Below are 12,738 nucleotides of genomic sequence, written 5' to 3' on the forward strand. Positions count from 1 at the left end.
ACGGAGGTGACGCACGTATTGGTGACCGGGATGTCGGGCGCGGGCAAGAGTACGGTGCTCGAGGAGCTGGCGCGGCGGGGCCACGACGTCGTCGACACCGACTACGGCGGATGGGTGCGCCCGGACGGCGACTGGGACGAGCCGCGGATGGCCGCTCTGCTCGCCGATCGCCCGGAGGTCGTCGTGTCGGGAACGGTGGCCAACCAGGGACGGTTCTACGACCGCTTCGACCATGTCGTCCTGCTGAGCGCTCCGCTCGACGTCCTCCTCGATCGGGTCGCGACCAGGCCGGCCAACCCGTACGGGAGAACGGCGCAGGATCGGGCCGAGATCGAGCGGTACGTCCGGGAGGTCGAGCCGTTGCTGCGCGCCGGTGCCACTGTGGAGCTCGACGGCCGGCTGCCGGTGGCCGAGCTGGCCGACCTCGTCGAGCAGCTCATCCGGCGACCGTCACGGCGGCGGTGATGTCCTTGCGGGTGTCGCCGGGCCGGAGCGCTCCCCCGTAGAGCAGTCGGATCAGTTTCTCGTCGAGGCCGGAATACTTCGTCGGCATCGCCCAGTACTCGCCGTAGAAGACGCTGTCCGGGTGGTCGTCGGCGTCTCGCATGAGACCCATGCTCTGCGTCAGTTCCTCACGGATCAGGTGGCAGCGGACCCGGTCGCCGATGCCCGTGGTCCTGATCAGCACCGTGCCGTTGCTGATGGTGTGGTCGCCGCGCCAGGCGACGGTGAAGAAGCCGTCGTTGCCGGGGACGTAACTGGGTTCGACGGAGCGGAAGCGGCTGACAGGGCCGAAGTACATGCGGATGTCGGCGGTCGAGTCCGTGGTGAGCCGCAGCCGCGTGGTGGCCGACAGCTCGTTGAAGTCGGCGACGACGCGCTGCAGACAGGTACGGGCGGGAGCGTCCGGCTTGCCCTCGAGGCGGACCGTCACGACCGGCTGGGACCACTTGATGACGACCTTGACGTCGTCGCCGTACTCGGCGCCCAGCGCGATCTTGAAGAAGTAGGCGAGCGTGGCCTTGCTGACCCGGGGCTTCGGTGGGGCGGGCGGCGAGGCGGGTGCCGGCGCGGACGCCGACGCCGCGGGGCCGGAGGTCGCCGGGGCGCCGGCCGCACGGGTGGGGCCGGCGTCGCAGCCGGCCGTCGCGAGGACGGCGGCCAGCAGCGCCGGGGACAGGAGGCGGAGCAGCGCCGGACGCAAGCGGGTCCTCCGGGGTCGCAGTGCCAGGATCCCGGCATCCTACGGTTTCCCCGCCACCGCGTGGAGTCAGGCGGGAAGCCACCGTTTGCGGTCCGCCGGAATGCCGCGCGGTGGCGCCTTCGGCAGGAACCAGACCGGGTTGGAGGCGGCGACGAGCCGGTTGTCGGCGAGCCGGACCTGGGTGCGGACGTACGCCCCGGAACCGGGCTTCACGGTGAGCCGGTAGCGGCCCGACGCCAGGGATGCCGCCGGGAGGCGCTGCACCTTCACCGCCGGGGTCAGCCGGCGGGCGCCGGCCAGATCGGTCACCCCGGTGACGACCTCGAGAACCGAGCCGGCCGGGAGGTCCGTCGCCACGGCGTCGACCTTCACCTTGGCCGCCTTGGTGAGGTGGACGGCGCCCATGGCGTCGCGGTCGCCGACCTGCAGATCGAGTGAGCCGCGGTAGTACAGCGGGTCGGCGAACCAGGCGGCGCCGCGGCGCAACGCCGGCAGGACGTCGCCGCGCCGGCGGGTGGGAGCCCAGGCGTACGTGAGGAACCGCTCGGTCTGCGCCAGCCAGTCGTCGCCGTCGTGGTCGTCGCTCGCGCCCACGGCCGTGAAGAAGAGCGCGTTGCGGGCCGCCACGTCGTACACCCACAGCAGGTCCTCCTGCGGGTCGCGGCCGATCTCGATCAGGTCGGCGCCGAGCTTGTCGCGGTCGATCATGAGTTTGGCGAGGCTCTCGCGGGTCTCCACGTCCATCGGGTGGTTCCAGCAGACGATGCCGCCGTGGGCGTGCAGGAACTTGATCATCGCCGCGGTGGCCGCCGGGTCGTCGTCGCGCTCCGGCGGGGACGGGAAGGCCGGCAGCGTCTCGTCGCCGCCGTACCAGTTGAGGTGGCGGACCAGGGAGATCTCGTACGCGCGGTAGTGCTTGACGTCGGCGTACTCCTGGTCGTAGTTCGCCAGGACCTCCTCGCGCAGGTCCTCGCCCGCCTGCCCGGCGCGCCGTTCGCGGGTGAAGGTGAGCCGGTCGACGACGAAGCCGGCCTCGAGGCCCGCGCCGGCGGCGGCACCCACCCGCAGTTCGCGGATGCTGTTGTCCACCGCGACCAGGTCGGGCCAGAGCCGCCGGATGTCGTCGGCGAGCCGCAGCGTGAGCCGGTTCCACAGGCCGGAGGCCACGGGTACGTCCACGACGCCGAGCAGGTCGGTCGTGGTGTATCCGGGCTCCGCGGCGGCACCGATGCGGTACTGCAGGATGTACTCGCCGGCGGGCCGGCCGCCGCGCGCGGGGTGGTAGGACAGCCTCATCTCCAGCAGCAGCGCGGCGCCGGGACCCGCGCGTTCCGGCAACACGTCCAGGCCCAGGACCGTGTCCGCGATGCAGGTCGAGTACGTGGAGTTCCACGCCGACCCGACCTCCCACAGGATGCCGCCTTCGGGCGCCGCGCCGACCGCCGAGAGCCGCAGCGCGCCGTCCCCGAAACCGGCGGTCGCGATGGACAGCGCGCCGTCGGTGCGCTGGGTCCAGGTCCAGGCGAGGCCCTTCTCGAGCTCCGTCACGTCGTCGAACCGCACCACGCGCCGATAGTCGTGGGCGGCGATGCGCCAGTCGTGGTCGGTCCACCACACCAGGTCCACGCCGTGCTGCCGGGCCTGCTGCAGGTGCGCCTCGTAGCTGGCCATGCCCTCGCTGAACGGGCCGTGGATGTGCATGGCCATGCTGACCGGTCGCAGGGGCGGCCCGGCCGCGAGCGACGGGCCGCCGCCGACGGCCGCCAGCCCGGCGCCGGTCGCGGCCGCCGCGAGGACGGTACGGCGGGAGACGGGGCGGTTCTCGGACATGACACGACTGTGCCGACCGGGCCCGCGGGCCGAAGGAGATCCGCCGAAATCGAGTCAGCCGGCCCGGGGCCTGCTAGGCGGGCAGCCCGTCGAGGCGGGCGAGCACCTGCAGCATCACCTCGTCGGCACCGGCGCCGATCGACGTGAGCCGGCTGTCGCGCAGCAGCCGGGCCGTCCAGGTGTCCTCGAGGTAGCCCATGCCGCCGTGGAACTGCAGACACCAGGTGGCCACCTCGCGGACCAGCCGCCCCGCCTTGAGCTTCGCCACCGTGGCGAGGCGGGTGATGTCCTCCCCCGCCATCAGCGCCTCGCAGGTGATCAGGTTGTGGCTGCGCAGCAGGTCCACCTCCGCCTGCAGTTCGGTGAGGCGGAACGCGACGTATTGGCGGTCGGCCAGCGGGGTGCCGAAGACCGTACGGTCGCGGATGAACTCCCGGGTGCGGTCGAGGGCGTACTGGCACTGGCCCACGGTGGTGTACGCGGCGAACACCCGCTCGGTGACGAACTGCCGCATCTGCTGCTGGAAACCGCGCCCGGCCTCGCCGATGGTGTTGGCGACCGGTACGCGCACCCCGTCGAACGCCAGCTCGGCGGTGTCCGAGCAGCGGTTGCCGAGCTTGTCGAAGGTCCGGACGACGCTGAACCCGGGCAGGTCGGTCGGCACGACGATCTGCGACATCCCGCGGTAGCCGCCCTCGTCGGAGGTGCGCGCGAGCAGGCAGAGCCAGTCGGCCTGGGCCCCGTTGGTGATGTACGCCTTGCGGCCGGTGATGACCCAGTCGTCGCCGTCGCGCACGGCCCGGGTCCGCAGCCGCGCGACGTCCGAGCCGGTGTCCGGTTCGGTGACGGCGATCGCGGTGACCGCGGTGCCGGCGACGGCGGGTGCGAGGTAGCGCTGCTTCAGCTCCTCGGACCCGTACTCGTGCAGCGAGGGGGTGGCCATCATCGCCTGGACGCCGAGGGCCATGCCGACGCCGCTCGCGTGCATCCGCCCGTACGCCTCGGCGGCGACCAGCTGGAAGCTGTGGTCGGCGCCCTCGCCGCCGTACGCCGGGTCGTACTCCAGCCCGAGCAGGCCGAGCGCCGCGGCCTTGGGGAACAGGTCGTGCAGCGGCACCTGCCCGGCCGCCTCCCACCCGTCGACGTGCGGGTTGACCTCGGTGTCGACGAACCGGTGGACGCTGTCGGAGAAGGCGCGATGGTCCTCGTTGAGCCGCATCCGCCGACCGTAGCGAAGCGCCGCGGCCAAAAACAAGCACGCTTGCTTGTTTTCGCCCGCTGTGCCAATGTCACCCCCATGAGCCTGCGCGTCGGCAACTGTTCCGGCTTCTACGGCGACCGGCTCGCCGCGATGCGCGAGATGCTCGAGGGCGGCGAGCTGGACGTCCTCACCGGCGACTACCTCGCCGAGCTCACGATGCTGATCCTCGGCCGGGACCGGGCCGCCGACCCGGCAGCCGGCTACGCGCGGACGTTCCTCGCCCAGCTGCGCGACTGCCTGCGGCTGGCCCTGGACCGCGGCGTCCGCATCGTCAGCAACGCCGGCGGCGTCAACCCGCCCGGGCTGGTCGCCGCCATCCGCGGCCTGGACCTGCCCGCGAAGGTGGCGATGGTGCGCGGCGACGACCTCACCGCGCGGGCCGGGGCGCTGGGGCTCGGGTCGCCGCTCGGTGCGCACGCGTACCTCGGCGCCTTCGGGATCGCCCGCGCGCTCGCCTCGGGCGCCGACGTCGTCGTCACCGGGCGGGTCACCGACGCCTCGCTGGTGGTCGGGCCGGCGATCGCCCACTTCGGCTGGGACCGTACGGATCTCGACGCGCTCGCCGGGGCCACCGTGGCCGGTCACGTGATCGAGTGCGGCACCCAGGCCACCGGCGGCAACTACCCGTTCCTCGGGGAGATCGCCGATCCCGTCCACCCGGGCTTCCCCGTCGCCGAGATCCGGCGCGACGGGTCCAGCGTCATCACCAAACACCCGGGCTCCGGCGGCGCCGTCACCGTCGGCACGGTCACCGCCCAGCTCGTGTACGAGGTGGGCGACGCCCGCTACGCCGGCCCCGACGTCACCACCCGCCTCGACACGGTGTCGCTGCGGCAGGCCGGTCCCGACCGGGTCGAGATCACCGGCGTACGCGGTGAGCCCCCGCCCCCGGATCTCAAGGTCTGCCGCACCTCGATCGGCGGCTACCGCAACGAGATGACCGTGGTGCTGACCGGGCTGGACGTCGAGGCGAAGGCCGCGCTGTTCCGCCGCCAGTTCGAGGCCGCCCGCACCGCCGAGCCGGCCGAGCTCACCTGGCACCTGGCCCGGCTCGACCGTCCGGACGCGCCCACCCAGCAGCAGGCGTCCGCGCTGCTCACCGTCGTCGCCCGCGACCCCGACGAGAAGCTGGTCGGCCGGGCGTTCAGCAAGAGCGGCGTCGAACTGGCGCTGGCGTCGTACCCGGGCTTCTTCAGCACGGCACCACCCGGGCGCGCCCACCCGTACGGAATCTTCACCGCGGGTTTCGTGCCGCAGAGCGTCGCGGAGCACGAGGTGGTCCTGGACGACGGGAGCGTCGTGCGGATCGATCCGCCGTCGGTGACCCGGCCGCTGGAGCCCCTGCCCGGCCCGCCGCCCGGCCCCGCACCGTACGAGGCGCAACCGTCACGGCGGCTGCCGCTGGGAACCGTGGCCGGGGCACGCTCGGGCGACAAGGGCGGCGACGCCAACGTGGGCGTCTGGGTACGCGACGACGCCGCGTACCCCTGGCTCGCCGCGCTGATCACCGAGCGCAAGGTCCGGGAACTGCTGCCGGAGGCGGCGCGGCTGCCGGTGCGGATCACCCGGCTGCCGGGCATCCGGGCTGTCAACATCGTCATCGAGGGGCTGCTCGGACGCGGCGTGGCCGACCAGGCCCGGTTCGACCCGCAGGCCAAGGGGCTGGGCGAGTGGCTGCGGTCGCGGCACGTGGACATCCCCGCATCGCTGCTGGCCGCGGCCGGCGAGGAGGAACAGTGACGATCCTGCGGTCCGCCGTCGAGCCGGACACCGAGGAGGCCCGCGCCGCGCGGCAGGCCATGCTCGACGCTCTCGAGCAGATCGCCGCCGAGACCGCCACGGCCGTCGCGGGCGGGGGCGAGAAGGCGGCCGCCCGGCACCGGGCACGCGGCAAGCTAACCGCCCGGGAGCGCATCGAGCTGCTGCTCGACCCCGACTCACCGTTCCTGGAGCTGGCCGCGCTGGCCGGCTACGGCTCGCCGTTCACCGTGGGCGGCAGCGTGGTGGCCGGCATCGGCCTGGTCAGCGGCGCCGAGTGCCTGCTGATCGCCAACGATCCGACGGTCAAGGGCGGCGCGAGCAACCCCTGGTCGCTGCGCAAGACGTTGCGGATGCACGAGATCGCGCTGCAGAACCGGCTGCCGGTGATCAGCCTGGTCGAGTCCGGCGGCGCGGACCTGCCCACGCAGAAGGAGGTCTTCATCCCCGGCGGGGCGGTGTTCCGCAACCTCACCCGGCTGTCCGCCGCCGGGATCCCGACCATCGCGCTGGTCTTCGGCAACTCGACGGCCGGCGGCGCGTACCTGCCGGGCATGAGCGACCACGTGGTGATGATCGAGAACCGGTCCAAGGTGTTCCTGGCCGGGCCGCCGCTGGTCAAGGCGGCCACCGGCGAGGAGTCCGACGACGAGTCCCTGGGCGGCGCGGCGATGCACGCGAGCGTCTCGGGCCTGGCGGACCACTACGCGGTGGACGAGCAGGACGCCATCCGCCTCGGCCGGCGGATCGTCGCCCGGCTCAACTGGCGCAAGGCCGCCGGCCCGGTCACGGCCACGCCCCGACCGCCCCGGTACGCCGCCGACGACCTGCTCACGATCGTGCCGCCCGACCTGAAGTCCCCGTTCGACCCCCGCGAGATCATCGCCCGGATCGTCGACGACAGCGACTTCGACGAGTTCAAGCCCCGCTACGGCAGCTCGCTGGTCACCGGCTGGGCCGAGCTGCACGGCTTCCCGGTCGGCATCCTGGCCAACGCCCGCGGCGTGCTGTTCAGCGCCGAGGCGCAGAAGGCGGCCCAGTTCATCCAGCTGGCCAACCGGTCGCACACTCCCCTGCTGTTCCTGCACAACACCACCGGCTACATGGTCGGCAAGGAGTACGAGCAGGGCGGCATCATCAAGCACGGCGCCATGATGATCAACGCGGTGTCGAACTCCACCGTGCCGCACATCTCGCTGCTGGTCGGCAACTCGTACGGCGCCGGGCACTACGGCATGTGCGGCCGGGCGTACGATCCGCGGTTCGTCTTCTCCTGGCCCAGCGCGCGGTCGTCGGTGATGGGCGCCCAGCAGCTCGCCGATGTCACCTACCTGGTGTCGAAGGCGTCCGCGCTGGCCCAGGGCAAGCCCTTCGACGAGGACGGTGCGCAGGTGGTCCGGCACGCGATCGAACAGCAGATCTCCGCGGAGGCGATGCCGATGGTGCTCTCCGGCCTCGTCTACGACGACGGCATCATCGACCCCCGCGACACCCGCGACGTCCTCGGCGTCGCCATGTCCGCCGTCCACACCGCGCCGGTCCGCGGGACCGACGCCTTCGGCGTCTTCCGGATGTGAGCCTCGCCATGACCGTTACGAGTGTGCTGGTGGCCAACCGCGGCGAGATCGCCCGCCGCATCTTCGCGACCTGCCGGCGCCGGGGCCTGGCCACCGTGGCCGTCTTCTCCGACGCCGACGCGGGCAGCCCGCACGTCCGGGAGGCGGACAGCGCGGTGCGTCTCCCCGGTGTCACCGCGGCCGAGACGTACCTGCGCGGCGACCTCGTCATCGACGCCGCCCTGCGTGCCGGCGCCGACGCCGTCCACCCCGGATACGGCTTCCTGTCCGAGAACGCGGACTTCGCCCGTGCCGTGCAGGACGCGGGGCTGACCTGGATCGGCCCCGGTCCGTCCGCCATCGCGGCGATGGCGTCCAAGGTGGAGGCCAAGCGGCGGATGGCCGTCGCCGGCGTACCGGTGCTGGAGCTGCTGGACCCGGCGACGATCACCGAGGCCGAACTGCCGGTGCTGGTCAAGGCCGCGGCGGGCGGCGGCGGGCGGGGCATGCGCATCGTTCGTACCCTCGACGACCTGAAGGACGCCGTGGCGTCCGCCGCCCGCGAAGCCGCCGCCGCCTTCGGCGATCCGGAGGTCTTCTGCGAGCGCTATCTGGACTCGGGGCACCACATCGAGGTGCAGGTCCTGGCCGACGCGCACGGCACGGTGTGGGCGCTGGGCGAGCGCGAGTGCTCGCTGCAGCGCCGCCACCAGAAGGTCATCGAGGAGGCCCCGGCCCCGCTCGTCGACCGGATCGGCGGCGACCTGCGCGACCGCCTGCTCACCGCGGGCCGCGAGGCCGCGGCGGCGGTCGGCTACCTCGGCGCCGGCACGGTGGAATTCCTCGCCGACGACGCCGGCAACTTCTGGTTCCTCGAGATGAACACCCGCCTGCAGGTGGAGCACCCGGTCACCGAGTGCGTCACCGGCACCGACCTGGTCGCCCTCCAGATCGACATCGCCGAGGGGCGCCCGCTCACCGGTCCGGAGCCGGCCATGACCGGCCACGCCGTCGAGGCCCGCCTGTACGCCGAAAGCCCCGCCGACGACTGGCGGCCCCAGACCGGCACCGTCGTCACGTTCGACGTCCCCGGCGTCACGGCGCGGTTCGGGCGTACCGGCGCCGACGGCATCCGCCTGGACTCCGGCGTCGAGGAGGGCAGCGTGGTGGGCCCGCACTACGACGCCATGCTCGCCAAGGTCGTGGCGTACGCGCCGACCCGCGAGGCCGCGACCCGGCAGCTCGCCGCCGCCCTGCGCCGCGCCCGCGTGCACGGCGTGACCACCAACCGCGACCTGCTGGTCGCGAGCCTGCTCCACCCGGAGTTCCGGGCCGGCACCGCCGGCACGAGCTTCTACAGCGACCACCCGCCGGCCGCGCTGACCGACGGCAAGGGGCCTGACCTGGACCTGGCGGCCCTGGTGGCGGCGCTCTCCGACGCCGCCCGGGAGCGCGGGCCGCTGCTGAGCGCCGTGCGCAGCGGATTCCGCAACATCCCGGTCGGCTACCGCAGCCGCACGTACGCCGCGGGCGAGCAGGAGCTCGAGGTCCGCTACCGCTTCGGCCGCGACGGCCTGGAGGTGCCCGGCACCGCCGGCGTCACCCTGGTCGACGCCACCGCCGAGGCAGTCGTGCTGGACCAGGACGGCATCCGCCGGCGCTGGACGGTGGGCCGCTTCGACGACCGCGTGGTGGTGGACGGGCCGCAGGGCACCGCCGAGCTGCGCCGGGTCCCCCGCTTCGTCGACCCGTCGGCGCAGCCGCCGGCCGGGGCGCTGGTCGCGCCGATGCCGGGTACGGTGGTCCGCGTCGACGTCAGCGTCGGCGACACCGTCACGGCCGGGCAGCCGTTGCTGCGGCTGGAGGCCATGAAGATGGAACACGTGGTGCACGCCCCCGAGGCGGGCACGGTGACGGAGCTGCCGGTCCGCGTCGGCCAGCAGGTCAGCCAGGACACGCCCCTCGCCGTGCTGGCCGCCGATGGCTGACGACTCCGCCCCCAAGCAGGACCGGTCCCGGGCGACACGCCGGCGCCTGCTCGAGACGACGATCCGCTGCCTCGCACAGCACGGCTGGGAAATCTCGACGGTCGCCTTCGTCGCCGCGGAGGCCGGCATCAGCCGCGGGGCGGTCCAGCATCATTTCCGTACGCGCGAAGCCCTCATCCTCGCCGCGCTGGAGCACATGTTCGAGGAGCGGGCGGCCCTGCTCGACGCCCTCGACGACCCCGGCGGCACCGGCCCCGACCGGGTGCACGCGATCGTCACCGGCCTGGTCGACGCCATCGGCGGCGAACTCTTCCGGGCGGCCCTGCAGGTCTGGACGGTGGCCGCCGCCGACCCCGAACTCCGGTCCGCGGTCGTACCCCTCGAACGCCGCTTCGCCCGCGGGGTGCACCAGCGCGCCGTACGCCTGCTGCGGGTCGACGACAGCGACCCGGGCGTACGCGGCCTCATCCAGGTGACCCTCGACCTGGCCCGCGGCCTGGCCCTGGCCGACGTCCTCACCGACGACTCCCGCCGCCGCGCCCGCGTGGTCCGCGCCTGGTCCGACCAGCTCGCGGCCGCGTTGCCGGCCGGTTCCCTCCGGTCAGGCAACCAGCCGGGTTGACGTCGTGTCGCCCCACACGGCCAGCTCGCCGCGCGCCAGGCACACCATGAGCACACCCTCGGGGCCGACCAGCGCCCACGACTCGACGTCGGCGTCGGCGCCGACCGACAGCTCCGCCCCGCTGCAGAAGACGATCCGCAGCTCGCCCCCGTCGAGCGTCCACGCGGCCCGGACAGTGTCGCCAAGCAGCACGGCGAGCACGTCGGACGGGTGTTCGCCCGGCTCGACGTCGACCCGCCCGCCCGGCGCGTCCAGGTGCGCGACGGTCTCGACCAGCACCTGAGGGCCGCCGGAGAAGCTGAGGACGACGGCATGGCCGAGCCGCACGTACTCCACCTTGCGCCCGATCAGCACGTCGATCGACCGCGGACGTCGCGGACGCCGCCCGGCCCGCATATCGGCCACCATGACTGGCAACATGAGAAAGCCTCCGTCGGCTCGTCGAACTGGTGACGGGACCGTAGCGGGGGGTTTCATAAGAGAGCCTTAACGGCTCCGGAGAGATTCGTGAAGCGCCGGCTCGCGTGGCCTTCCGGAGTGGCTACACGCCGTACGACTGCCAGTGTCCGGGCGTGCCGTGCTCCCCGGCCGCGTGCTGCGGGTAGCCCTCGTAGGTGCCGGGCGCGGGGTACTGGTTCGCGGCGTGCGTGGGCTCGTAGGTCGCGGACACGGGCGCCGGGGGTACCGCCCCCGGGAGCCCGGACGGAAGATCCTGGTACGACCCGTAGGGCGCGACGGGGGCGGGACCGGCGGACTCCGCACCGGGATACGGCGCCGCCATCCCGTGAACGGGATATGCACCGTCGGCAGCAACAGGCTGCTGCGCCGCCGGCGGCGGCGGGAAGCCGGCACCGTACCCGACCGGCTGCGAACCCTCCGGTGCGAAGCCGGCACCGTACCCACCCGCCTGCGCCGCCGCCGGCGGCGGTGGGAAACCCGTGCCGTACCCGACCGGCTGCGCCGCCGCCGGCGGCGGTGGGAAACCCGTGCCGTACCCACCCGCCTGCGCCGCCGCCGGCGGCGGTGGGAAACCCGTGCCGTACCCACCCGCCTGCGCCGCCGCCTGCGGGAAGCCGGCGCTGTGCCTGGCCGGCTGGGCCGTGAACGCCGCGAATCGGGCGGCTCGCGCGGCCTTGTGGGAGCGCCGGACATGAACGACCGCCCAGATCGGCGCCGCGAACGCGTAGTAGAAGACCCAGAATTCGTCCGGCTCCGCCACCACGAGGTACACCGCGTAGCCCAGGAACCCGACGCTGAACAGTCCGTCCACGACCCGGGCGCCCGTGGACAACCCGAACCCGCGAACGGCGAGCACGGAGAGCACCAGGCCGCTGATGAAGAGCAGGCCGATGTAGGCGTGGAACTCGCCTTCTGACATGCACAACTCCGATCACGAGGACGGGCTGTCCACCTTCTGATCGTTTGAGTGCATCGCGGGTGCATTCCGGGTGCAGCGAGGTAGCGGAGCCGAGACTCAGTGCAGAAGTGGACGGCGACCCGCGAGCAGCCGATCGCGGCGAGCCAGTCGAGCAGCGGCTGCGTCGTCGTCCGTACGGCGTCGGGGTTGAAGGAACGGATGCCCCATTCGGCCGCGGTGCCGATGGGCCGTCGTGCTCCCGCACGCCGGAGGTGCGGGCGCCCTGCCATGGGGGCCGAAGGAGCCGCAGGGTGGTTCCGGCCATGACGCCTCCTCGGTCCCGCTCAGGAGCACGGTACTGTCGTCACTCATCGATACACCTGATCATCACGGGGGCGGGACGTCTTGCGAAGCACGCGCACCACAGTCGCTCTGATCGCGCTGGCCCTCGCGGCCACCACGCTCGCCGGCTGCGAGGACGACACCGGAACGGCCGCGCCGGCCGCCGGGTCCGCCGCGGCCCCGGCCCCCACGGGTACGGGCGTCGCGGCGCTGAGCGCGGACGAGATCCTGCGGCGGGCCAAGGCCGCGCTCGCCGGCGCGAAGTCGTACCGGGCGAAGGGCAAGCTCGACCAGGGCGGCCAGCAGACCGCGATCGACCTCAAGGTGGACGGGCCGGACTTCACCAGCGTCATGTCCTTCGGCAAGGCCAAGGTCGAACTTCTGGCCGTCGGAGGCAAGAAGTACATCCGGCCCAACGAGCAGTTCTGGACCATGTCGACCGATGCCCGGCAAGGCAAGGTCCTGGCCCGCAGCTTCGGTGACCGCTGGGTCGCCGGGGCGGACCAGGACCGCTCGTTCGCGGACCTGTTCGCCATCGGTTCCGCCGACGAGTTCCTCGAGCCCACGGGGGCGCTCAGCAAGGGACCACAGAAGAGGGTCGGCGGCGTTCCGGCCATCGGCCTCACGGACGCCGGCGATCCCGACTCCGTGTTCTACGTCGCGACGACCGGCGAGCCGTACCCGCTGCAGCTGACCGGCAAGGGTGGCTCCGTTCTGGTGTTCAGCGACTTCGGCAGGTCCTTCCCCGACATCCAGGCACCGGCGGCGGACAAGATCGTCGACCTCGGCAAGGTCGCGGGCAAGTAGGAGGAGTAAGGAC

Annotated in this window: 11 protein-coding genes; 6 read left to right on the forward strand and 5 right to left on the reverse strand. The window is 73.0% G+C overall.

The genetic code is table 11. The annotated features are described in order from the left end of the window. Positions 1-6 precede the first annotated feature (6 nt). Complete coding sequence (locus tag ACIBO8_RS20070; protein WP_396116758.1) at positions 7-465, forward strand: AAA family ATPase; 459 nt, start codon at positions 7-9, stop codon at positions 463-465. On the opposite strand, the gene ACIBO8_RS20075 is transcribed toward ACIBO8_RS20070, so the two are convergent. From ACIBO8_RS20075 to ACIBO8_RS20085, 3 genes are all read right to left on the reverse strand, one after another. After that, positions 437-1,204 carry a DUF2927 domain-containing protein gene (locus ACIBO8_RS20075; protein ID WP_396116759.1) on the reverse strand — a complete coding sequence of 256 codons (768 nt, stop codon included), beginning with the start codon at positions 1,202-1,204 and terminating at the stop codon, positions 437-439. The genes ACIBO8_RS20070 and ACIBO8_RS20075 overlap by 29 nt on opposite strands. 66 nt (positions 1,205-1,270) lie before the next feature. Continuing rightward, entirely contained in the window at positions 1,271-3,034 is a 1,764-nt protein-coding gene (locus ACIBO8_RS20080) for a hypothetical protein (protein WP_396116760.1), read from the reverse strand. Between the two features lie 73 nt (positions 3,035-3,107). Beyond that, positions 3,108-4,253, reverse strand: coding sequence for an acyl-CoA dehydrogenase family protein (locus tag ACIBO8_RS20085; protein WP_396116761.1), 1,146 nt, complete (start codon positions 4,251-4,253; stop codon positions 3,108-3,110). Between the two features lie 78 nt (positions 4,254-4,331). On the opposite strand from ACIBO8_RS20085, the gene ACIBO8_RS20090 reads away from it, so the two are divergent. The 4 genes from ACIBO8_RS20090 to ACIBO8_RS20105 are packed head-to-tail and all read left to right on the forward strand — an operon-like array spanning position 4,332 to position 10,219. Next, positions 4,332-6,035: an acyclic terpene utilization AtuA family protein gene (locus tag ACIBO8_RS20090; protein WP_396116762.1), complete on the forward strand. Its 1,704-nt coding sequence runs from the start codon at positions 4,332-4,334 to the stop codon at positions 6,033-6,035. Beyond that, positions 6,032-7,630 (forward strand): acyl-CoA carboxylase subunit beta, encoded by a 1,599-nt coding sequence (locus tag ACIBO8_RS20095; RefSeq protein ID WP_396116763.1) that lies wholly within the window; start codon positions 6,032-6,034, stop codon positions 7,628-7,630. The genes ACIBO8_RS20090 and ACIBO8_RS20095 overlap by 4 nt, the downstream gene beginning before the upstream one ends. Positions 7,631-7,638: 8 nt before the next feature. Next, positions 7,639-9,597: a biotin carboxylase N-terminal domain-containing protein gene (locus tag ACIBO8_RS20100; RefSeq protein ID WP_396116764.1), complete on the forward strand. Its 1,959-nt coding sequence runs from the start codon at positions 7,639-7,641 to the stop codon at positions 9,595-9,597. Next, entirely contained in the window at positions 9,590-10,219 is a 630-nt protein-coding gene (locus ACIBO8_RS20105; RefSeq protein WP_396116765.1) for a TetR/AcrR family transcriptional regulator, read from the forward strand. Before ACIBO8_RS20100 ends, ACIBO8_RS20105 begins: the two co-directional genes overlap by 8 nt. On the opposite strand, the gene ACIBO8_RS20110 is transcribed toward ACIBO8_RS20105, so the two are convergent. Together ACIBO8_RS20110 and ACIBO8_RS20115 are read right to left on the reverse strand one after the other, a co-directional pair. Further along, positions 10,199-10,627 carry a DUF6188 family protein gene (locus tag ACIBO8_RS20110; RefSeq protein WP_396116766.1) on the reverse strand — a complete coding sequence of 143 codons (429 nt, stop codon included), beginning with the start codon at positions 10,625-10,627 and terminating at the stop codon, positions 10,199-10,201. The two genes, ACIBO8_RS20105 and ACIBO8_RS20110, sit on opposite strands and share 21 nt — an antisense overlap. 133 nt (positions 10,628-10,760) lie before the next feature. Then, complete coding sequence (locus ACIBO8_RS20115) at positions 10,761-11,597, reverse strand: hypothetical protein (RefSeq protein WP_396116767.1); 837 nt, start codon at positions 11,595-11,597, stop codon at positions 10,761-10,763. Between the two features lie 384 nt (positions 11,598-11,981). Between ACIBO8_RS20115 and ACIBO8_RS20120 the strand changes: the two genes are divergently transcribed. Further along, positions 11,982-12,725, forward strand: a complete 744-nt coding sequence (locus ACIBO8_RS20120) for a hypothetical protein (protein WP_396116768.1) — start codon at positions 11,982-11,984, stop codon at positions 12,723-12,725. Positions 12,726-12,738: the final 13 nt, after the last annotated feature.

The organism is Actinoplanes sp. NPDC049681 (assembly GCF_044465265.1).
GTDB lineage: Bacteria > Actinomycetota > Actinomycetes > Mycobacteriales > Micromonosporaceae > Actinoplanes.

Excerpts from the sequence above, each read along its gene's own strand:
- ACIBO8_RS20085 (WP_396116761.1), bottom strand. The coding sequence starts at position 4,253 with ATGCGGCTCAACGAGGACCATCGCGCCTTCTCCGACAGCGTCCACCGG.
- ACIBO8_RS20100 (WP_396116764.1), top strand. The coding sequence starts at position 7,639 with ATGACCGTTACGAGTGTGCTGGTGGCCAACCGCGGCGAGATCGCCCGC.
- ACIBO8_RS20090 (WP_396116762.1), top strand. The coding sequence starts at position 4,332 with ATGAGCCTGCGCGTCGGCAACTGTTCCGGCTTCTACGGCGACCGGCTC.
- ACIBO8_RS20110 (WP_396116766.1), bottom strand. The coding sequence starts at position 10,627 with ATGGTGGCCGATATGCGGGCCGGGCGGCGTCCGCGACGTCCGCGGTCG.
- ACIBO8_RS20115 (WP_396116767.1), bottom strand. The coding sequence starts at position 11,597 with ATGTCAGAAGGCGAGTTCCACGCCTACATCGGCCTGCTCTTCATCAGC.
- ACIBO8_RS20080 (WP_396116760.1), bottom strand. The coding sequence starts at position 3,034 with ATGTCCGAGAACCGCCCCGTCTCCCGCCGTACCGTCCTCGCGGCGGCC.
- ACIBO8_RS20105 (WP_396116765.1), top strand. The coding sequence starts at position 9,590 with ATGGCTGACGACTCCGCCCCCAAGCAGGACCGGTCCCGGGCGACACGC.